The organism is Streptomyces sp. AHU1, from assembly GCF_045343905.1.
GTDB classification, from domain to species: Bacteria; Actinomycetota; Actinomycetes; order Streptomycetales; family Streptomycetaceae; genus Streptomyces; species Streptomyces triticiradicis.
In genome coordinates this window covers 6,390,635-6,411,580 of the sequence record NZ_CP174283.1, presented here as the reverse complement: position 1 = coordinate 6,411,580, position 20,946 = coordinate 6,390,635, and the positions used below count along the sequence as shown (strand labels likewise).

At 72.9% G+C, this 20,946-nt stretch carries 19 protein-coding genes and 1 pseudogene; 10 read left to right on the top strand and 10 right to left on the bottom strand.

The window, feature by feature from the left end:
- Window positions 1-61: 61 nt before the first annotated feature.
- From ACICHK_RS28675 to ACICHK_RS28665, 3 genes and pseudogenes are all read left to right on the top strand, one after another.
- A pseudogene (locus ACICHK_RS28675) lies at window positions 62-1,210 on the top strand (adenosine deaminase); the annotation flags it as partial.
- A gap of 17 nt (window positions 1,211-1,227) precedes the next feature.
- Entirely contained in the window at window positions 1,228-1,962 is a 735-nt protein-coding gene (locus ACICHK_RS28670; protein ID WP_406839107.1) for a glycerophosphodiester phosphodiesterase, read from the top strand.
- Window positions 1,963-2,096: 134 nt separating this feature from the next.
- Window positions 2,097-3,248, top strand: a complete 1,152-nt coding sequence (locus ACICHK_RS28665) for a serine hydrolase domain-containing protein (RefSeq protein ID WP_406839106.1) — start codon at window positions 2,097-2,099, stop codon at window positions 3,246-3,248.
- On the opposite strand, the gene ACICHK_RS28660 is transcribed toward ACICHK_RS28665, so the two are convergent.
- The 9 genes from ACICHK_RS28660 to ACICHK_RS28620 form a co-directional block, all read right to left on the bottom strand.
- Window positions 3,241-3,768 (bottom strand): hypothetical protein, encoded by a 528-nt coding sequence (locus tag ACICHK_RS28660; protein ID WP_406839105.1) that lies wholly within the window; start codon window positions 3,766-3,768, stop codon window positions 3,241-3,243. The two genes, ACICHK_RS28665 and ACICHK_RS28660, sit on opposite strands and share 8 nt — an antisense overlap.
- Before the next feature lie 63 nt (window positions 3,769-3,831).
- On the bottom strand, window positions 3,832-5,196 hold the full coding sequence (locus tag ACICHK_RS28655; protein ID WP_151472193.1) for an FAD-dependent oxidoreductase: 1,365 nt from the start codon (window positions 5,194-5,196) through the stop codon (window positions 3,832-3,834).
- 217 nt (window positions 5,197-5,413) lie between these two features.
- A complete protein-coding gene (locus tag ACICHK_RS28650; RefSeq protein WP_406839104.1) occupies window positions 5,414-5,956 on the bottom strand; it encodes a hypothetical protein in 543 nt (180 codons plus the stop codon).
- A complete protein-coding gene (locus tag ACICHK_RS28645) occupies window positions 5,940-6,431 on the bottom strand; it encodes an RNA polymerase sigma factor (RefSeq protein WP_151472231.1) in 492 nt (163 codons plus the stop codon). Before ACICHK_RS28645 ends, ACICHK_RS28650 begins: the two co-directional genes overlap by 17 nt.
- Window positions 6,432-6,615: 184 nt before the next feature.
- Window positions 6,616-7,242: a class F sortase gene (locus ACICHK_RS28640; protein WP_406839103.1), complete on the bottom strand. Its 627-nt coding sequence runs from the start codon at window positions 7,240-7,242 to the stop codon at window positions 6,616-6,618.
- Window positions 7,239-7,670, bottom strand: a complete 432-nt coding sequence (locus ACICHK_RS28635) for a sortase-dependent protein (RefSeq protein WP_406839102.1) — start codon at window positions 7,668-7,670, stop codon at window positions 7,239-7,241. The genes ACICHK_RS28640 and ACICHK_RS28635 overlap by 4 nt, the downstream gene beginning before the upstream one ends.
- 156 nt (window positions 7,671-7,826) lie before the next feature.
- Window positions 7,827-9,017 (bottom strand): PotD/PotF family extracellular solute-binding protein, encoded by a 1,191-nt coding sequence (locus tag ACICHK_RS28630; RefSeq protein WP_406839101.1) that lies wholly within the window; start codon window positions 9,015-9,017, stop codon window positions 7,827-7,829.
- A 50-nt stretch (window positions 9,018-9,067) separates the two neighbouring features.
- Window positions 9,068-10,624: a sensor histidine kinase gene (locus ACICHK_RS28625; RefSeq protein ID WP_406839100.1), complete on the bottom strand. Its 1,557-nt coding sequence runs from the start codon at window positions 10,622-10,624 to the stop codon at window positions 9,068-9,070.
- Entirely contained in the window at window positions 10,621-11,277 is a 657-nt protein-coding gene (locus tag ACICHK_RS28620) for a response regulator transcription factor (RefSeq protein ID WP_406839099.1), read from the bottom strand. Before ACICHK_RS28620 ends, ACICHK_RS28625 begins: the two co-directional genes overlap by 4 nt.
- 339 nt (window positions 11,278-11,616) lie before the next feature.
- On the opposite strand from ACICHK_RS28620, the gene ACICHK_RS28615 reads away from it, so the two are divergent.
- Window positions 11,617-12,249 carry a hypothetical protein gene (locus tag ACICHK_RS28615; protein WP_406839098.1) on the top strand — a complete coding sequence of 211 codons (633 nt, stop codon included), beginning with the start codon at window positions 11,617-11,619 and terminating at the stop codon, window positions 12,247-12,249.
- A gap of 88 nt (window positions 12,250-12,337) precedes the next feature.
- Here ACICHK_RS28615 and ACICHK_RS28610 read toward each other — a convergent pair whose 3' ends face one another.
- Complete coding sequence (locus ACICHK_RS28610; protein WP_151472187.1) at window positions 12,338-13,777, bottom strand: gamma-aminobutyraldehyde dehydrogenase; 1,440 nt, start codon at window positions 13,775-13,777, stop codon at window positions 12,338-12,340.
- 187 nt (window positions 13,778-13,964) lie between these two features.
- Between ACICHK_RS28610 and ACICHK_RS28605 the strand changes: the two genes are divergently transcribed.
- The 6 genes from ACICHK_RS28605 to ACICHK_RS28580 all read left to right on the top strand — a co-directional run bounded on the left by ACICHK_RS28605 (window position 13,965) and on the right by ACICHK_RS28580 (window position 20,921).
- Window positions 13,965-14,480: an Lrp/AsnC family transcriptional regulator gene (locus ACICHK_RS28605; RefSeq protein WP_151472186.1), complete on the top strand. Its 516-nt coding sequence runs from the start codon at window positions 13,965-13,967 to the stop codon at window positions 14,478-14,480.
- Window positions 14,481-14,482: 2 nt separating this feature from the next.
- Window positions 14,483-15,847, top strand: coding sequence for an aspartate aminotransferase family protein (locus ACICHK_RS28600; protein WP_406839097.1), 1,365 nt, complete (start codon window positions 14,483-14,485; stop codon window positions 15,845-15,847).
- Between the two features lie 259 nt (window positions 15,848-16,106).
- A complete protein-coding gene (locus ACICHK_RS28595; protein ID WP_406839096.1) occupies window positions 16,107-16,844 on the top strand; it encodes an ABC transporter ATP-binding protein in 738 nt (245 codons plus the stop codon).
- On the top strand, window positions 16,826-18,544 hold the full coding sequence (locus ACICHK_RS28590) for a hypothetical protein (RefSeq protein WP_406839095.1): 1,719 nt from the start codon (window positions 16,826-16,828) through the stop codon (window positions 18,542-18,544). The genes ACICHK_RS28595 and ACICHK_RS28590 overlap by 19 nt, the downstream gene beginning before the upstream one ends.
- Window positions 18,545-18,662: 118 nt before the next feature.
- Window positions 18,663-19,070 (top strand): VOC family protein, encoded by a 408-nt coding sequence (locus tag ACICHK_RS28585; protein WP_151472183.1) that lies wholly within the window; start codon window positions 18,663-18,665, stop codon window positions 19,068-19,070.
- A gap of 738 nt (window positions 19,071-19,808) precedes the next feature.
- Window positions 19,809-20,921 carry an LOG family protein gene (locus tag ACICHK_RS28580; RefSeq protein WP_406841340.1) on the top strand — a complete coding sequence of 371 codons (1,113 nt, stop codon included), beginning with the start codon at window positions 19,809-19,811 and terminating at the stop codon, window positions 20,919-20,921.
- The last annotated feature ends 25 nt before the right edge of the window (window positions 20,922-20,946 follow it).

Genomic DNA, 20,946 nt, shown 5'->3' with positions numbered 1-20,946 from the left:
TCCGTCGTACGAGGGTCCGTCCCTCCCGCGCGGAACACGCCGGGCCCGGACGGCGGCGGACGCCTACGATGATCCCGAACCGCCGATCAGCCGATCACCCGCGTCCCGCCGAACCCGGCACGGGGACGCCGCTCCGGGGAGGAACCCGTTGACCGAGCACATCACCGCACGTGACGAAGCCCGCGACCTGCGCACCTTCATCGCCGGGCTGCCCAAGGCCGAACTGCACGTCCACCACGTCGGTTCCGCCTCCCCGCGCATCGTGGCCGAGCTCGCCGCCAACCACCGCGACTCCCGGGTGCCGACCGACGCCGAGGCGCTCGTGGACTACTTCACGTTCACGGACTTCGCCCACTTCATCGAGGTGTACCTGTCCGTCGTCGACCTCATCCGCACGCCCGAGGACGTACGGCTGCTGACGTACGAGGTCGCCCGCGACATGGCCCGTCAGCAGGTGCGCTACGCCGAGCTGACGATCACTCCGTGGTCGTCCACGCGGCGCGGGATCGACGAGCGCGCCTTCATGGACGCGATCGAGGACGCCCGCAAGGCCGCCGAGAAGGAGCTCGGTGTCGTCCTGCGCTGGTGCTTCGACATCCCCGGCGAGGCCGGTCTGGAGGCCGCCGAGGAGACCATGCGGCTCGCGACCGACGACCGGCTGCGGCCGGAGGGACTCCTCTCCTTCGGGCTCGGCGGTCCCGAGATCGGCGTGCCGAGGCCCCAGTTCAAGCCGTACTTCGACCGTGCCCGCGCGGCGGGACTGCGGTCGGTGCCGCACGCCGGTGAGACGACGGGTCCGGAGACCGTCTGGGACGCGCTGAACTTCCTCGGCGCCGAGCGCATCGGCCACGGCACGAGTTCCGCGCGGGACCCGAGACTGCTCGCCCATCTCGCCGAGCACGGCATCGCGCTCGAGGTCTGCCCGACGTCGAACATCGCCACCCGCGCGGTCCGCACCCTCGACGAACACCCCGTCAGGGAGTTCGTGGCGGCCGGGGTCACGGTCACCGTCAACTCCGACGACCCGCCGATGTTCGGCACCGACCTCGACACCGAGTACGCGGTCACCGCGCGTCTCCTCGGCCTCGACGAGCAGGGCGTCGCCGGGCTCGCGAGGAACGCGGTGAACGCGTCGTTCCTCGGCGAGGCGGAGAAGGCGAAACTCCTCGCGGAGATCGACACGTACGCCGCGACCTGGCTCGCTCTCTGACCCACCACAATGGCCCCATGCGCACCGTGACCGCAGTCGCCCACCGCGGCGACCCCTATCGCGCCCGTGAGAACACGCTCGACTCGCTGCGTTCCGCGCTCCACCGGGGCGCGGACGCCGTCGAGATCGACGTACGGCTCACGCGCGACCGCGTACCCGTCCTGCTGCACGACGCGACGCTCAAACGCCTGTGGGGACACGACCGGCCGCTGAGCTCGCTCTCCGGCGACGAGGTGCGCGGGCTCACGGCCGGCGGTGTGCCGACGCTGGCGGAGGCCCTCGGGGCGACCGGCGACAGCCGGGTCATGGTCGACCTGCCGGGGCAGGTCGACGTGGGGGTCGCGCGCGAGGTCGTGGACGTGGTGCGGGCGTGCGGGGCCGGGGAGCGGGTGTACTACTGCGCCGGAGCCCCCGCCATGCTCGCGGTGCGGGCCGCCGACCCGTCCGCGGAGATCGCGCTGACCTGGACGAGCCTGGCGCCACCGCGCCCGGGCGTGCTCGACGCCGTGAAGCCCCGCTGGCTCAACTACCGCTTCCCCCTGGTGGACCGGGACCTTGCGGCCCGTGTCCACCGCGGCGGCCACCTGCTCTCCGTATGGACCCCGGACACCCGTCGCTCCATGCGCCGGCTGCTCGACGCGGGGGTCGACTCGATCACGACCAACCGCATCGACGCGCTGACCGCCCTGCGCGGGGACCGTGCCGAGGGGCGACCGGCGGACCTCAAGGTGCTTGACACGAGAGGTAGTTGACACGCCCGCCCCCTAGGGGCGACCCCGGCGCGGATACGGGGGGCGGGACCCTGCCTGGTGAGGATCTCGTGGCAGGCGTGCGGCCGGAGGATGAGCGGTGTCCCCTTCCGGCACAGCCTCCTCAGGAGCACCCGATGCCCGTACGCCGTACCGCAGTCGTCCTCGCCACCGCCCTCGCCCTCGGTCTCGCGGCCGGACCGTTGGGCGCTCCGGCGTCCGCCTCCCCCGCGCCCGTGGCGGCGCGGACGTCCACCGGGCCCGACGCCGCCGCGCTGCGCGCCGCGCTCGCCGGGCTCCCGGACGCGGACGCGACGGCGGCGCTCGTACGGGTCGGGGGCAGCGACGGCACCTGGCGCGGCAGCGCCGGGGTGCACGACCTGGAGAGCGGACGCGCGGCCGATCCGGACGCCCGCTTCCGCGCCGGTTCCACCACCAAGGTCGTCACGGCGGCGGTCGTCCTCCAGCTCGCGGCCGAGGGCCGGATCGGGCTCGGGACCCCGGTGCAGAAGTACCTGCCCGGTCTGCTGCCGTCCGCCTTCGAGCCGGTCACCGTACGGCAGTTGCTCAACCACACGAGCGGCATCCAGGCCGGGGACGGCTTCGGCGACGCCTTCGAGGACGCGTACGCGCACCGCTTCGACACCCTCACCCCGCGCCAGGTCGTGGCCTCCGCCGTGGCGAAGGGGCCGGAGTTCGCGCCGGGCACCCGGCAGGACTACCTGAACATCAACTACACGGTCCTCGGCCTGCTGATCGAGAAGGTGACCGGCCACACCTACGAACACGAGGCGGCCCGGCGGATCCTCGGTCCGGCCGGTATGCGCCACACGTACTTCCCCGGCACCGACCCGCGCATCCACGGGCCGCACAACCACGGGTACCAGGCGGTGCCCCGGCCCGACGGCACGACCGCGTTCACGGACGTCACCGACTGGAACCAGGCGGACCGCTGGGCGGCGGGCGACATGATCTCCACCACCGCGGACCTGGAGCGGCTGGTCACGCACCTGTTCCGCGGAGACCTGGTCCCGGCACGGCAGTTGGAGGAGATGTTCACCGTGCCCTCGGACATCGAGGGAGCCGACATGAGCGCGGGACTCCAGCGCTTCGAGTACGGGGGCACGGTCTACTGGCTCAAGTCGGGCGCCCGGTACGGCTACAGCACCGTGATCGCGGCCACCCGGGACCTGTCGCGCACGCTCGTCTACTCGGTCGGCTCCACCGACGCCAAGGGCGAGGAGATGAACCCGGTGGCCCGGCGGATCGCCCTGGCCGCGCTCAAGTAGCCGGTGCCGGCACAGGCGCCGGACCGGCGCCGAGCGCCTCCAGACGCTTGATCCTCTTCCGGACGACGTACAGCGGGATCACCCCGAAGATCCCGAAGGACATGTCGAGGACCGACCACCAGAAAGGGATCCCGCGGACCGGTCCGCAGATCAGGGCCAGCGGGACGATGCCGGCACAGGCGATCATCCCAAACTCCACGACCCAGATGTTGCGGACCGGATCGCGGTAGGGGCCGTAGAACGCGACCGCGATCACCAGGTGCGCGAACGCCAGCCAGTCCGTTCCGTAGAGCAGGAAGGGGTAGTCGGCGTCGGCGGTGTCGAGGCCGCGCCGGACGCGCTCGATCCAGTCCGCCAGGGCGGGCAGGTGCTCCGGCACGGACAGGGCCTTCAATAGGTCCTCGGTCCAGTGCAGTTCGTGCACCAGGGGGAAGGCCGTGGCGCCACTGAGCACCAGGCTGACGACGAAGAAGACAAGCCACGCACGGATGCCCCGGAGCAGGGCGGCTCTGTCGCTCATACCGGGAGCGTACGCCCCGACTTGAACGTGTTCAAAACCGCCCCCGTCCGGGGCATCGGTGACTCAGGCGCCGCTCTCCCGCAGCATGTCCTCGCGCTCGACGAGCTTCACGCGCTCGCGGCCCTGCGGCTCGCCCAGCGCCTTCTCCGCCGCGTCGAGCCGGTACCAGCCCTCCCACGTGGTGAAACGGACGTCCCGCTCGCCGAGGAAGGCGTCGACGGCCTCCGGCTCGGGCGAAGTGGGCGTGAGCAGACGGCCGTTCGCGTGGTCGTCGAGCAGGCTCGCGACCGTCTCGTTGGCGTCGCCCTTGGTGTGACCGATCAGACCGATGGGACCGCGCCGGATCCAGCCGGTGACGTAGGTGGACGCCAGGTGCTCGCCCGACTCCTCCAGCACCCGGCCGGCCGCGTCCGGCACCGTGCCCGACTCGACGTCCCAGGGCAGCTTGGGCAGGCTGTCGGAGAGGTAGCCCACGGCCCGGTAGACCGCGCTGACGTCCCAGTCCTTGAACTCGCCGGTGCCCTTGACGTTCCCGGTGCCGTCGAGGGCCGTGCGCTCGGTGCGCAGGCCGACGACCTCGCCGTTCTCGCCGAGGATCTCGGTGGGCGACTCGAAGAAGTGCAGGAACAGTTTGTGCGGGCGGTCGCCCATGTCGCGGATCGCCCAGTTCTCCAGCGTCTTGGCGACCATGTCGGCCTGCTTGTTGCCGCGCCGGGTGGCGATCGAGCCCTCGTCGTAGTCGATGTCCTCGGGGTCGACGACGACCTCGATGTTCGGCGAGTGGTCCAGCTCGCGCAGCTCCATCGGGCTGAACTTCGCCTGCGCCGGTCCGCGGCGGCCGAAGACGTGGACCTCCAGCGCCTTGTTGGCCTTGAGCCCGTCGTACACGTTCGGCGGGATCTCGGTGGGCAGCAGTTCGTCCGCGGTCTTGGCCAGGATGCGGGCCACGTCCAGCGCGACGTTGCCGACGCCGAGGACGGCGACCTTCTCGGCCTCCAGCGGCCAGGTGCGCGGGACGTCCGGGTGGCCGTCGTACCAGGAGACGAAGTCGGCCGCGCCGTACGAGCCGTCGAGGTCGATGCCGGGGATGTCGAGGGCCCGGTCGGCCGTCGCGCCCGTGGAGAAGATCACCGCGTCGTAGAAGGCGCGCAGATCGTCCAGGTTGATGTCACGCGGGTAGTCGACGTTGCCGAAGAGACGGATCTGCGGCTTGTCGAGCACCTGGTGCAGGGCGGTGATGATGCCCTTGATCCGGGGATGGTCGGGGGCGACGCCGTAGCGGATGAGACCGAACGGGGCCGGCATCCGCTCGAAGAGGTCGATGGACACACCGGGATCGGCGGCCACTGCGGATTTCAGCAGCGCGTCGGCGGCGTAGATTCCGGCGGGGCCGGCTCCGACAATGGCTACCCGCAGGGGGCGAGGCATGATCAGGTTCCCTTCGAGCAGGGGCGGGGGACTCGACGGGAAGCCTAAACTGAGGCAAACCTAAGTCAGTAGGCGGGTCCGGGCTATGACCTCATAAGGCCGACTTATGGGTGCTGAAGGATCTCTTTATGGGCGGCGCCCACCACCTTCGCACGACGGGGAGCGCGGCCTTCCCGCACCCCCCGGCACGGACCCCGGACGAGGGGGACCGCACCCGCTACCGCTGGGTCCCCCTGGCCGGAGTGGGAACGGCCGCCCCGGTCCGGGCGGCGGACGGACGGGCGGTCGCCGTCGCGGAGTTCTGCGCGGCCGACGGCCCGCGGGTGAAGGTGGGCACGCCGGAAGGACGCGCGGTGGGAACGGGCGCGGTGCTCGGAGCCGAGGTGCGGCCGCCTCCGCCGCTCCCGCCGGAACCGGCGGAGGCACTCCCCCCGGAACCCCGTTCCGCGGGCCCGGGGGACGCCGAAGGCGCGGGCTCGGCCGGCGGACTGCTCGCGGGGGACGGCGGGGCCAGCGGGACGACCGGGGGCACGGGCGCCTCCGGTGCGGCCGACCGCAGCGGCAGCACGAAGAGAGCGCCGACGGCACACGCCACCGCCGCCCCGGCCGCGGCGCGCAGCAGCCGACGCCGGGCGGCTCCCCGGCGGATCGCCTCGTAACGGCCGGGCGGTGGCGAGAGGTACTCGGAAGGGGGCCGCATGATGACGGCGAGCGGGTCGTCGGGGCCGAAGTCCGGTCCGTCGTCAGAGTGTGTGATCAAGGCTTCTCCTCAGGTGGGCGCGGAGCAGTTCGCGGGCCGCGTGGAGATCGGCCTTGATCGTTCCTTCCTTGCGCCCGGTCAGCGCGGCCACCTCCCGGATCGGCATGTCAGCGTAGTAGTGCAGCAGGATCGGGACGCGCAGCCGTCCGGGCAGGGACTGCACGAGCAGGCGCACGGACGGATCGGCCTGCTCGTTCCGCGGGCCGACAGCGGCCTCGACGGTGGCCCGGCGCACGGCCCGGCGTTCCCGTTCCAGCTTGCGCCAGTGGTCCCGGACGAGGTTGGCCGCCGTGACGTAGAGGAAACCCCGCGGTTCGGCGACGGCGGTCCAGCGGGACCAGAGCCGGGTGAACGCCTCCGAGGCGATCTCGTGGGCCGTCCCGTCGTCGTCGACGAGACGGCGGCACCAGCCGGCGAGGCTCGGATAGAGGGCGGCGAACAGCTCGGACGCTGCCTTCTCACGGGACCCTTTCAACATTCTCCATGGTCGTGACGGTGCCGGAGGGGGTGGATCCCGGGCCGCGGACGTACGGTCCGTCGGCCCGGGATCCCGCCTCCCGGTCCACGGGGACCCGGAGGCTGCGACGGGGAGCCCGGCTCTCGCGCGGGCGGCGGGCGACCGGTCGCCCGGCGCCCCCGTCGGCCGGCCGGGGCGGGGGTCAGGGGTTCGCGGAGGCCTGCGCCGCGAACACGATCACGTTGTCGAGGTAGCCGCTTCCGGAGCGGGGACCTCCGCAGGTGATGAGCCGCAGCTCCGGGCGGTCCACGTCGCCGTAGACCGCGTCCGCCGGGAAGTCGGCCTTGGCGACCGTACGGACCTCGGTGACGGCGAACACCACCGACCCGCCGTTCTCCAGGCGCACCGCGATCCGGTCGCCGTGGCGCAGGCGCGCGAGGTGCCGGAAGACACCGTCGCCGTACGAGCCGACGGTGACATGACCGAGGATCACGGACGGGCCCTTCTGACCCGGCGTCGGCGAGTACCGGTACCACCCGGCCCGGTCGTGAGCCGTGATCGGGGGCACCTGGGCACGGCCGTCCGGGGTCAGTCCGAGCCGCGTCAGCCGGGTGTCGACCCCGATGGCCGGTATCCGCAGTCCGACCGGGACCGAACGCCCCGGCGTACGCGCCGGTTCCACGGCGGACGGCGCGGCCGCGGAGGCTTCGCCGGAGCGCGCGCCGCCGGGCCGTGCGCCGACGGAGGCACCGGAGGGACGGCCGCCGCAGCCCACGAGGAGCGCGGCCACCACCGTGGCGACGAACGCGCGCCTGGAGCGGGACGTCATGCCCCGGTCGCCCGCCGGCGGCGTACGACGAGGACGGCCGCGCCCGCGGCGACCACGGCGGCGGCGCTCCCGCCGACGAGTCCGACCGGACCCGAGGAGGACGCGTCGGCCGACGCCACCCCCGTGTCGGGCGCTCCCTTCGGCCGGACGGAGACCTGTCCCGTGCCGGAGGCCTGGCCCGAGCGCGGCGCCCGGGTCGGCACGGCGCTGGGAACGGGGGACGGCGCCCGGGTCGCGACGGGGCTCGCCTCGGCGGGGGCCGAGCCTCCGCCCGAACCGGCCGCGGTGGGGCTCGCCGGGGCGGGCGCCGAGGTGGCGCTCGGGCGGGCCGTGGGGCGCGGGGAACTCCCGTCGGCGAACGCGGGCACGGTGCCCATCAGCACGGCGGTGCACGCGAGTGCGGTGGCGCTGAAGACGGTTCGGCGCATCGATCGCTCTCTTTCGTCGGTCCGCCCGCCGATGGGAACGGCGGGCCGGTTACGGATCGAGCGGAGAGACGAGCCGGAGGGGGACGGGGTTGTAAAGGGATGGCAAAGCCGTCGGAGCGGGAGCGGACGGCCCCGGCGTGCGGGCCGGCTGCCGGCTCACAGGCCGGCTATCGCGTTCCAGCGCCTGGCGAACTCGGTGCGTTCGGCGGAGGTGATGTCGCGGGCGATCGCGAGGCGCTTCCGCATGGCCGAGTCCGGGAAGATCAGGGGGTCCTCGGCGAGGGCCGCGGTGTCCTTGTCCTTGGAGGAGGCGAGGACGTCCCGGGCGGCGGGGACCGGACAGACGTAGTTCACCCAGGCGGCCAGCTCGGCGGCGACCTCCGGCTCGTAGTAGTAGTCGACGAGCTTCTCCGCGTTGGCCTTGTGCCGGGCCAGGTCGGGGATCATCAGCGACTCGGCCCACAGTTCGGCGCCCTCCTCGGGGACGACGAAGCGGATGTCGGGGTTGTCGGCCTGGAGCTGGATCACGTCGCCCGAGTAGGCCTGGCAGGCCAGCACGTCCCCGCTCGCGAGGTCCTTGATGTAGTCGTTGCCGGTGAAGCGGCGGATCTGGCCGCGGCGCACCTGCTTCTCGACCCGGTCGCACACCCGGTGGAAGTCGTCGGACCGCCACTTCGTGATGTCGACGCCGTCGGCCTGCATGAGCAGCGCGAACGCCTCGTCCAGACCGGAGAGCAGGGTGACCCGGCCCTTGAGGTCGTCGGCCCACAGATCGGACACGTGCCGGATCTCGCGGCCGACCCTGCGGCGGTCGTACGCGATGCCGGTGATCCCGGACTGCCACGGCACCGAGGACTTGCGGCCGGGGTCGAAGGCGGGCGAGCTCAGCAGCGGGTCGAGGTACCTGGCGACGTTCGGCTGCCGGGACCGGTCCATCTCCTGGACCCAGCCGAGCCGGACGAAACGGGCGCACATCCAGTCGCTGACGACGACGAGGTCGCGGCCGGTCCGCTGGTGGTTCATCAGCGACGGACTGATCTTGCCGAAGAACTCGTCGTTGTCGTTGATCTCCTCGATGTAGTCGACGGAGATCCCGGTGCGCTTCCCGAAGGCCTCCAGCGTCGGCCGCCGGGTGGTGTCCTCGTCGTCGGTGTCGATGTACAGCGGCCAGTTCGCCCAGGTCAGCCGCTTGTCCGTGGCCGAGAGGTCGGCTCCGGCCCGGTCGCCCGGTCCCACGTACGCCGCCGGCACCCCGCATCCCGCGAGGGCTCCGAGCGCGGCGCCGCCGCCCAGGGCGCGCAGCAGGGACCGGCGGGAGGGGGACGGGATCTTCCGGTTGACTGGCACACGCGAAGCATGCCGATCCGGGCCCGGTCCGGCAATGGACGCTGCGTCGATCACCGGCCCGCCGGCCCGACACCCTGTCGACCGGCTCCCGGGGGCGGCGGTGCGCACGGCGGGAACGTGACCCTCACCGACAGGCCGCCCCGGGAACGGGGCCACGCCTCGACCGTGCCGCCGTGGGCGGTGGCGACGGCCGTGACGATGGACAGGCCGAGCCCCAGGCCGTCACGGGGTCCGCCCTTCCCGCGCGGCTGGGCGCGGGTCCGTTCCGCTCCCAGCCGCCGGAACGGCTGGAAGAGCCCGGCCACCTGCTCGCGCGGGATCACCGGACCGGTGTTGTCGATCCGCAGGACCGGGCGGCCCGCCTCCGTCCCGGTCCACAGACGGACCCAACTCTCGCCGTCCTCGGTGATGTTGTGCCGTACGGCGTTGTCCGCGAGGTTGACCACCAGCCGCTCGATCAGCTGGGGATCGCCCAGCACGGGCGCGGAGCCGAGATCGGCCCGCACACGCGGCCGGCCGTCCTCGGGCCCCCCGCTCTCGTGTCCGCCGTGCTCGGGCCCACTGTTCTCGGGCCCGCTGTTCTCGGGCCCGCCGCCCTCCTGGGGCCCGGCGGCCCCGGCCCCGGCCCCGGGGTCAGGGGAGCCGCCCTCCACCACCGCACCGTCCGGCAGGCGTTCGCGCACCAGGTCGGCGAGGTCGACCAACTCCCGCCGCTGCAGCCCGCCCTGACTGCGCGCCAGGGTCAGCAGGGCGTCGATGAGACGCGCCTGCTCCTGCCCGGCGGCGCGCACGCGCAGGCACGCGGCCCGCAGGCTCTCCACCGACGCCCCGGGGTCGGCGAGCGCGACGTCCACGATCGCCTGCTGGAGCGTGAGGGGAGTGCGCAGTTCGTGCGACGCGTTGGCGACGAACCGCTTCTGCGCCTCGAACGCGCCCTCCAGCCGCCCCAGTACGTCGTCGAAGGTGTCCGCCATCGCCTTCAGTTCGTCCTCGGGACCCGGCACCGCCAGCCGCTGGCGGAGGTTGTCCGCGGAGATCCGCCGGGCGGCGGCGGTCATCGTGCGCAGCGGCGCGAGGACGCGTCCGGCCATCAGCCGGCCCAGGGCCACGGAGGCGAAGGTCATCACGGCGAGCGCGATGCCCGCCTCGACGAGGAGCTGGTGCAGCTGGTCGGCGCGCAGGGCCTCGGCGTACATCGTGAGCGTGGGCGGATCGGGGGTGTAGCCCTCGCCCCCAGGCATCCCGGACACCGAGGACGATCCCCCGACCGCCGTCGACGGCGCGGCCCGCGAGGCCAGCAGGTAGGTGAAGCCGAGCAGGGCGGCCCCCGCGGCCATGAACAGCGCGCTGTAGAGCAGGGTGAGCCGCCAGCGGATGCTGCGCGGGACCAGCCGCCACCGGAAGCCGCCCGGGGCGCCCGGGGTGCCCGGGGCCGGCCACCACCCGGCGCCCGGGGCCCGCCGCCCGCGTGCGGTCCGCGGGACGCGCCACCGGCGGCGGCCGGACCCCGCGGACCGTACGGACGCGGCGGACGGAGCGGACGCGGCGGACGATGGGCACGTGCCGTACGGGCCCGGCCGGTTCACGCCTGCGGATACGTCCGTCATGCGATCCGGTACCCCGCCCGGTCCACCGTCGCGATCAGCTGCGGCTCCCCCAGTTTGCGGCGCAGACGGCTCACCGTGACCTTCACGGTCTGGCTGAAGGGGTCGGCCGCCTCGTCCCAGGCCCGCTCCAGGAGTTCCTCGGTGGAGACCACGGCACCCTGCGCGGCCAGCAGGAGTTCGAGCACGGCGAACTCCTTCGGACTGAGGGCGAGCCCCGAACCGCCCCGGGTCGCCTGCCGTCGCGCCGGGTCGAGCCGCAGTTCCCCGCGGACCAGGACAGGGGGCAGGGCGGGCTGCGCTCGTCGTGCCAACGCCCTTATCCGCGCGACGAGTTCGGCGAACGCGAACGGCTTGGGCAGATAGTCGTCGGCACCGAGGCCGAGCCCCATGACCCGGTCGGCCACCGTGCCGGACGCGGTCAGCATCAGCACCCTCGCCCGGCTGCCGCCCGCGGCCAGCGTCCGGCACACCTGGTCACCGTGGACGCCGGGCAGATCCCGGTCGAGCACGACGACGTCGTACCCGTTGACAGCGGCGCGCTCCAGCGCCGTGGGTCCGTCCAGCGCGAGATCGACCGCCATGCCCTCGCGGCGCAGCCCGGCGGCCACGGTCTCGGCGAGCTCTTCATGGTCCTCGACCACCAGCACACGCATGGCGGCCAGTGTGGCGCCCCGGCGGTTACACGGGGATAAGCCTCCCCTGTGCGAACCCCACGGCCCCGGCCGGGGCTGGCGCGCCCCGAGCGGCCCCGCCGTCCCGGCCGCCCCGGCCTCCTGTCGGTTCGTGATAAGGACGGCCGTTCCCGTGCCGTAACCGTCCCCGGGCTTGTCTGGGGCACGGCACGGCAGCGCACACCCCACCACGCGGCGTCCCGGCACGACGGATCACGCCGCGACGGATCACGCCACGACGCGTGACGGCACAGGGGTGCGCGATCGTGCGCCACCGCATCCGAACCGGCGGCACCGCCGCCCACCCCATGGAGGAAGCCCATGCCTGCACCGGCCACTCGGCCACGACGACTCGCCCTGGCCTGCGCCTTGATCTCGGCCGCCACTCTCGGGACCGTCAGCGCCTCGGCCGCTTCGGCGTCCGACAGGTCCACCACGACGGCGGGGACCGCCGCGTCGGTCCGGACCGCCCAGCACTCGACGGCCGGCAAGCCGCCGAAGGGCGGCCCCGCGGGGCTCCCGGGCGCCGTCGGGTACCGGCCCACCTCCCACGCGCCCGGGGACGTCAACACCGCCGACGACGCGTTCGCGGCCTGCATGCGCGGCCACGGCCAGAAGGTCTTCCCGGCCTTCCACGCCTCGAAGGACAAGCACGGCCGCATCCTGTTCAGCGTGCGGGTCGGGGCGGCCAAGGGATTCGAACCCGGCTCCAAGAGCTACCGGGCCGCGGTGAAGGCGTGCGCGCCGATCCTGAAGAAGGCCGGCATCACCCTCTCCTCGAAGGACGGCCTGCCCCCGCTGCCCGTTCCGGGCAAGCCCGGCGAGCCCGGCACCGGATCCGGGGGAGGCTCCGTCGGCGGTTCCACCGGCGGCTCCGGCGAGCTGCCCGGCTTCCACACGGAGAAGGGAGAGCCGGGCGCGCCCACGCTCTCCCGCGTGACCGAGAGCGCCTGATCCGGCGCGAAGGGGGAACGGCGCGGCCCCGGACGGGATCGACTCCCGTCCGGGGCCACGTGGTTCACCCGGTCCGACGCGCGGCCGCTCAGCCGTCCAGCGACGTCATCACGTGCTTGATGCGCGTGTAGTCCTCGAAGCCGTAGCCCGACAGGTCCTTGCCGTAGCCGGACTTCTTGAAGCCGCCGTGCGGCATCTCGGCGACCAGCGGGATGTGGGTGTTGATCCACACGCAGCCGAAGTCGAGGGACCTGGACAGGCGCATCGCGCGGCCGTGGTCCTTCGTCCAGACCGAGGAGGCCAGCGCGTAGTCGACGCCGTTGGCCCACTCGACCGCCTGCGCCTCGTCCGAGAAGGACTGGACGGTGATGACCGGGCCGAAGACCTCGTTCTGGATGATCTCGTCGTCCTGCTTGAGGCCCGAGACGACGGTCGGGGCGTAGAAGTAGCCCTTGTCGCCGACCTGCTGGCCGCCCGCCTCGACCTTGGCGTGCGCGGGCAGGCGCTCGATGAAGCCGGCGACCTGCTTGAGCTGGTTGGGGTTGTTCAGCGGACCGTAGAGCACGTCCTCGTCGTCCGGCTGGCCGGTCTTGGTCTCGGAGGCGGCCTTGGCGAGCGCGGCGACGAACTCGTCGTGGATGGAGTCCTGGACCAGGACGCGGGTGGCGGCCGTGCAGTCCTGGCCGGCGTTGAAGAAGCCCGCGACCGAGATGTCCTCGACGGCCTTGGCGATGTCGGTGTCCTCGAAGACGACGACCGGGGCCTTGCCGCCCAGCTCCAGGTGGACGCGCTTGACGTCCTTGGACGCCGACTCGGCGACCGAGATGCCCGCGCGGACGGAGCCGGTGATGGACGCCATCGCCGGGGTCGGGTGCTCGACCATCGCGCGGCCGGTGTCACGGTCGCCGCAGACGACGTTGAAGACGCCCTTGGGCAGGATGCCGCCGAGGATGTCGGCGATCAGCACGGTGGAGGCCGGGGTGGTGTCCGAGGGCTTCAGGACGACCGTGTTGCCCGCCGCGAGGGCCGGGGCGAACTTCCACACCGCCATCATCATCGGGTAGTTCCAGGGCGCGACCTGGGCGCAGACGCCGACCGGCTCGCGGCGGACGATCGAGGTCATGCCCTCCATGTACTCGCCGGCCGAGCGGCCCTCGAGCATGCGGGCGGCACCCGCGAAGAAGCGGATCTGGTCGACCATCGGCGGGATTTCCTCGGACCGGGTCAGACCGATCGGCTTGCCGGTGTTCTCCACCTCGGCCGCGATCAGTTCCTCGGCGCGCTCCTCGAACGCGTCCGCGATCTTCAGGAGGGCCTTCTGGCGCTCGGCGGGGGTCTTGTCCCGCCACGCCGGGAAGGCCGCGGCGGCGGCGGCCATCGCCGCGTCCACGTCCGCCTGGCCGGAGAGCGGCGCGGTCGCGTACGCCTCGCCGGTCGCGGGGTTGACCACCTCCGTGGTCCGTCCATCGGCGGCATCGCGGAATTCTCCGTCGATGTAATTGCGCAGACGACGCAGCTCGGTGCTCACTGCCCGGCCCTCCTGTCGGATGTCCAACGACCCAGGTGTCCACTACCTGAGATGCCTGGCCCCCACCCTAATCCGTGGCTCCACGTTTTCAACACCCCCGAACGGCCCAGGGCTGCGAAATCCGCAAGACACGTAGCCGTAAACAACGAATTTCATCGCCTGAGCCTTGCGGAACTGTCGATACGTCGTGCAGAGTGAGCTCGTGGCCAGTCGAAGCGCGGAACCCAGGGACTCCCGCGAGTCCAGGAACGGCAGTCCCCAGGTGGACACCGTCTCCCTCGCGATCATCGAGCAGCTCCAGCAGGACGGACGCCGCCCGTACGCCGCGATCGGCAAGGCCGTGGGCCTCTCCGAGGCCGCCGTGCGCCAGCGAGTCCAGAAGCTGCTCGACCAGGGCGTCATGCAGATCGTCGCCGTCACGGACCCGCTCACCGTGGGGTTCCGCAGGCAGGCGATGGTGGGTGTCACCGTCGAGGGCGACCTCGACCCGGTGGCCGAAGCGCTGACGGCCATGTCGGAAGTCGAGTACGTGGTGATGACCGCGGGCTCGTTCGACATCCTCGCCGAGATCGTCTGCGAGGACGACGACCACCTGCTGGACGTCATCAACAAACGCATCCGGGCCCTGCCCGGGGTGCGCTCCACCGAGAGCTTCGTCTACCTGAAGCTCAAGAAGCAGACCTACATGTGGGGAACCCGATAGCCGTGAGCACCAAGGACCTCAGCAAGACCGCGTACGACCACCTGTGGATGCACTTCACCCGCATGTCCTCGTACGAGAACGCGCCCGTTCCCACCATCGTCCGTGGTGAGGGCACCTACATCTACGACGACAAGGGCAGGCGCTACCTCGACGGTCTCGCGGGCCTGTTCGTGGTCCAGGCCGGTCACGGCCGCACGGAGCTGGCCGAGGTGGCCGCCAAGCAGGCCTCCGAGCTGGCCTTCTTCCCCGTGTGGTCCTACGCCCACCCCAAGGCCGTGGAGCTGGCCGAGCGCCTGGCCCACCACGCGCCCGGCGACCTGAACAAGGTCTTCTTCACCACCGGCGGCGGCGAGGCCGTCGAGACCGCCTGGAAGCTCGCCAAGCAGTACTTCAAGCTCAAGGGCAAGCACACCAAGTACAAGGTCATCTCCCGCGCGGTCGCCTACCACGGCACCCCGCAGGGCGCCCTGTCGATCACCGGACTGCCGGCCCTGAAGGCGCCCTTCGAGCCGCTGGTCCCGGGTGCCCACAAGGTCCCGAACACCAACATCTACCGCGCCCCGATCCACGGCGACGACCCGGAGGCCTTCGGCCGCTGGGCCGCCGACCAGATCGAGCAGCAGATCCTCTTCGAGGGCCCGGACACCGTCGCGGCCGTCTTCCTGGAGCCGGTGCAGAACGCCGGCGGCTGCTTCCCGCCCCCGCCCGGCTACTTCCAGCGCGTGCGCGAGATCTGCGACCAGTACGACGTGCTGCTCGTCTCCGACGAGGTCATCTGCGCCTTCGGCCGCCTCGGCACCACGTTCGCCTGTGACAAGTTCGGCTACGTCCCGGACATGATCACCTGCGCCAAGGGCATGACCTCGGGCTACTCCCCGATCGGCGCGTGCATCGTCTCCGACCGCATCGCCGAGCCGTTCTACAAGGGCGACAACACCTTCCTGCACGGCTACACCTTCGGCGGCCACCCGGTCTCCGCGGCCGTGGGCCTCGCCAACCTCGACCTGTTCGAGCGCGAGGGCATCAACCAGCACGTGCTGGACAACGAGGGCAACTTCCTCAAGACGCTGCAGAAGCTGCACGACCTGCCGATCGTCGGCGACGTCCGCGGCAACGGCTTCTTCTACGGCATCGAGCTGGTGAAGGACAAGGCCACCAAGGAGTCCTTCAACGAGGAGGAGACCGAGCGCGTCCTGTACGGCTTCCTGTCGAAGGCGCTGTTCGAGAACGGTCTGTACTGCCGTGCCGACGACCGCGGCGACCCGGTCATCCAGCTCGCCCCGCCGCTGATCTCCACCCAGGAGACCTTCGACGAGATCGAGCAGATCCTGCGCGCGACGCTGACGGAGGCGTGGACCAAGCTCTGATCCCGTGCCGTGTGCCCGGCCCCGCCCTCTCCCCCGGGCGGGCCCGGTCTTCCGTACGGCTGACCGGCACCGGCCCCGGTGACGCCCGTTCGAGTGAGAATGGGCGGCCCGGGGCCGCGTGCTGTCCGGCCTCCCGGCCCCGACTCCTTAGCGTGCCCTGTAACCGATCGGCCCTGCCTTCGTTCCCTCGTCCGGGGGACCGAGCGACCTCGAGGAGATCGCCCGGCACGGCACATCAGATCCGAACGAGGTGTACGCGATGCTGCCCCAGCCTGACGATGACGTGCTCTGGGCCCGCGCCCTGCACGTCGAGCACAACGGCACGCCCGCGCTCAGCGGTGTCTCGCTCGGTGTCCGTGAGGGCGAGATCCTCGCCGTCGGCGGCCCGCGCGGCAGCGGCAAGACGACCCTCCTGCGGTGCCTGTCCGGCCAGCTGGTGCCGCGGGAGGGCGAGGTCTGGTTCAACAGCACGCCCGTGCACACCATGGGCACGCTCACCCGCGAGCGGCTGCGTCGGGACCGGTTCGGCTGGATCGACCCGGTCCCGACGCTGATCCCCGAGCTGAACGCCTGGGAGAACACCGCCCTCCCGCTGATGCTGCGCGGCTGGACCCGCCGGGCCGCCAAGACCACCGCCCGGGAGTGGCTGGAACGCCTGGACATCGGCGGCTGCGCCCGCAAGCGCCCACACGCCCTGCTCCAGTCGGAGCGGCAGCGGGTGGCCGTCGCCCGCGCCCTCGCCCCCGCCCCCGCCGTGCTGTTCGCCGACGAGCCGACGGCTCCGCTGCACCGCGCCGACCGGGCCCACGTGCTGCGCACCCTCACCTCGGCGGCCCGTTCGCACGGCATCACCGTCGTCCTCGCCACCCACGACCCGGACACCGCCGCCCTCGCCGACCGCACGGTGTCCCTGCTCGACGGACGGCGCGTGAACACCGTCCACCTGCCCCCGGTCGTCGAGGCGGAAGGCCGGACCGCGTGCTCGCTCTCCGTCTAGTCCGCGGGGGCCGGCCCCTCGTCCAGCTCCGCCGGCTCCTGGTCGCCGCCGCCTCCGCGGGCACCGGGTTCCTGCTGCTGTGCACGCTGGGTTACGCGATGAGTCATCCGGACGCCTCGGCCGCCGGCGCGCTGCGCCTGGCCTGGTGTGCCGTTCCCCTCGCCACCACGGTCTACTTCGCCGTCGCGGTGGCCCGCACCGACCCCGCCACCCGCCCCCGGACCGGTCTGTCCGCCATCGGCCTCGGTCCGGCCCGGCTGATGGCGGTCTCCGCCGCCACCACGGCCCTGTCCACGCTTCTCGGTTCGCTGCTCGCCCTGCTCCTCTTCCTCCAGTTGCGCGGTGACCTGACCGGCGTCCCGTTCGGCGGCGCCACGACGGACTTCCTCGCCCCCGGCCGGTCCCTGCCCCTGCCCGCGGCCCTGACACTGCTCACCCTGGTGCCGGTCGCGGCCTCCGGGGCGGCCGCCCTGGCCCTGCGCCCGCGGCGCGGCGGTCCGGCACGCACCGCACGGCCGTACGGCCGCACCTGGATGTCGGCACGGCAGAACACGGTCGCGGGCGCCCCGCGGTCCGGTGCCCGCGACGGCGGACGGCCCGCGGACGGCGCTCGCGGCAGACCCGCGGACGGCGCGGCTGACGGTCTCGCCCCGAACGGCACGGCCGGAGGTCCCACCGTGCCGGGCGCGGGCGACGGTCTCACCGTGACGGGCACGGGCGACGGGTTCCGGGACGCGGCGGCGGACGGCGTCCCCCTGCCGGCGCCCGACCCGCGGACCCCCGGACCGGACGGCTCCGCCGGGCACGACTTCCACTGGACCGCCGAGGCGTACGACTCCGGGGAGACCCGGCCGACGGGCGACCGGGACCGTTCGGCCACCGTCGCCCACGGGCGGCACGAAGAACGCGGTCGACGGGGAACCCCTCCCCCGTACGAGTTCATGGACATGCCGTACGTGGACATGGACATGGACGTGGCCGTGCCGCACGTGGACGTGGCCGTGGCCGTGGCGTACGAGGGCTCGGCCGTGCCCTGGGGCCCGGACCGGCACCGGACCGCCGACGCCGGCTCCCGTCGGCCGGCGCCCCCGCAGTCCTGCCCCGACGGGCTCCCCTGGGGCGCGGCCACGCTGGCGGCGGGGCTGGCCGTGGAGACGTACGCGAGCCGTTCGGGCCCCTCGCCCGCGCTCGCGCTGCCCGGCGGATTCGTCGGCGGTCCGGCCGGGGTGCTGCTCGGTTGGGTGCTGACGGCGGTCGGTCTGGCCCTCGCCGGGCCCGCGATCACGTATCTGTGCGGATGGCTGCTCCAGGCCGTACGTCCGGGCGCGCTGCGCCTGCTGGCCGGGCGGGCGCTCCAGGCGGAGGCACGGCGCATCGGGCGGCCGCTGGGGGTGGTGTGCGCGGTGGCGTCGGGCGGGTTCGCCATGACGGCTCTGTACACCGGCGCCCGGCCCGCGTTCGGTCCGCTGACCACCCTCGGCGCCCTGCTGGTCGCCGGGTGCACGCTGCTGACGCTGGCGACCGCCGCCGTCGAGGCACGGCAGGCCCGCGCCGACACCACGGCCGCCCTGCTGCGGCTGGGGGCGCCCGCCATGCTGCTGCGCGGTGCCGCGGCCCTGCGCGCCGGGGCGCTGTTCGCCGTGTTCGCCCCGCTGACCTGGGCGGTCGCCGAACTGGCCGCGCTTCCCCTGATCAGCTGAGCGGTCCGCCGGGCGCTCGGCGCGATCCGCCGGGAAAAAATCCGTGCCGGGCGATGACTTCCGCGCGGGTCCCCGGTCTACCCCTGCGAACGGCACAACACCGACGGGAGAACCTCGTATGTACCAGCAGATGATCTTCGTGAACCTGCCCGTGTCCGACGTCGCCGCCTCGAGGCAGTTCTTCACGGAGCTCGGCTACACGATCAACCCCCAGTTCTCCACCGACGACTGTGCCTGTGTGGTGATCAGCGACACGATCGTCGCGATGCTGCTCAGCAGGCAGCGCTACGCGGACTTCACCAAGAAGGAGATCGCGGACGCGACGAGGACCAGCGAGGTGCTGCTGTGTCTGAGCGCCGAGAGCCGCGAGAAGGTCGACGAGCTGGTCGACGCCGCCATCGCGGCGGGCGGCTCGGGGACCGGCGAGGCACAGGACCAGGGCTTCATGTACGGCCGCGCCTTCGACGACCTGGACGGGCACACCTGGGAGGTCATGTGGATGGACCCGGCGGCGGTCCAGGGCTGAACCCCTCGCGGACCGGGCGGTGTTCCGGGGCCGGTGCGCGGTACAGGGGTCCGCGCACCGGCCCCGGCGGGTCTGCCCGAGAGCCCCGGCCCCGCCCCTCCGCACCACGAGACACCTGCCGGAGCGTCACCCACGCACCACCCGAACCCGGCTGACGCGGCAACTCCCCGGATCACCGCACTCCGGTTCCCCGCCCCGGCCATCGCGGCCCCCCGCACGAACCACCACCCCGAACACGGACCGAACCGAACCGCCCGCAGGGCTGGAACTGGACCTGCCGCAGGGCCAGAACCGGACCGGGCACAGGGCCAGGCACGGATGCGGAGCCAGGGCTGGGTGCGCAGTCGGGGTCTGACGCGGGCGCGGGCACGGAGTCAGGGTCCGGCGCTGGCGCGGAGCCAGGGCTGGGTGCAGAGTCCGGGTCGGGCACGGAGTCAGGGTCGGGCGCTGGCGCGGAGCCCGGCGCGGAGCCAGGGCTGGGTGCAGAGTCCGGGTCGGACGCGGAGTCAGGGTCCGGCGCTGGCGCGGAGCCGGGCACGGGCACGGACACGGAGTCAGGGTCGGACGCCGGCGCGGGCGCGGAGTCAGGGTCAAGTGCGGGTGCGGAGTCGGGGGCGGGGGCCGGCGCGTAGGTGTCCGTCCGTCTCGGCGGGGACTCGGGCCCGGGCCGGGTCGCGATTCCGGGAAGGCCCGGATACCGGGTGCACCTCGGGCGGCAGCCCCTAGCATGGCCGCGTGCTGCCGACTCCTCTCCACTCCTCCCACGACCGTGAGATCGAATCCCTCGCCGAGTTCGACGAGGTCGTCTCGGCCGGCGGCTCTCTCGCCGGTTTCCGCGTCCAGGCGGTCGATCTGACGGGCCGTACGCGGGACCTGCTCGCCGTGGACACCACGGACGCCGTCTTCCTCGGATGCCCGATGGAGCCCGAGGCGGCCGCGCGGGTCCGGCTCTCGGGTGCCCTCGTCTTCCCGCCCGTGCCGGGCCTTCCCCTCGATCCCTACCGGGGCCGTCTCTACTCCCCCGCCGAACTCTTCGCCTCGCTCGACGCCGGGTACGAGTCGACGCCCGACGCCCGCGCGTACGACTGGTTCCGGCGGACCAGGGCCGACGGCGACATATTCGCCTCGACGATACGCGCCCTCCACGACGACTCCGTCTCGGACGCGTTCGACGAACTCCTCGTCGGCGTACGGGTGGTCGGGGTGATGGGCGGCCACGCCACGGCACGCGGCACCGAGGCCTACGCGGGAGCCGCGCGACTCGGCCGCACCCTCGCGCGCTCCGGACTCACGGTCGCCACCGGCGGTGGCCCCGGCGCCATGGAGGCGGCGAACCTCGGCGCGTACGCCGCCCCGTTCGACGACGGCATGCTCGACGAGGCGCTGCGCGTGCTGGCCGCCGTCCCGTCGTTCACCCCGTCCGTCACCGACTGGGCCCGCGCCGCGTTCGAGGTGCGCGAGCGCTGGCCCTCGGGCGGCCCCTCGATCGGCGTCCCCACCTGGTTCTACGGCCACGAACCGCCGAACGCCTTCGCCGCGCACATCGCCAAGTACTTTGCCAACGCGACCCGTGAGGACGGACTGCTGGCCCGCGCGAACGCGGGGGTCGTCTTCCTGCCGGGCGCCGCCGGGACCGTCCAGGAGATCTTCGACAACGCGACCCCCAACTACTACGGGTCCAGGGGCGAGCCCACCCCCATGGTCCTGGTGGACCGTGCGCACTGGACCGAGAGGTTCCCGGCCTGGGAACTGCTCAAGTCGCTGGCCCGGGAGCGTGCGATGGAGTCGCGGATCGCCCTCGTCGACGGGGTCGATGACGCTCCGCAGGCGCTCAAACACCTCGGAGGTTAACAACTCGGCAAAGCCAATGGCGAGG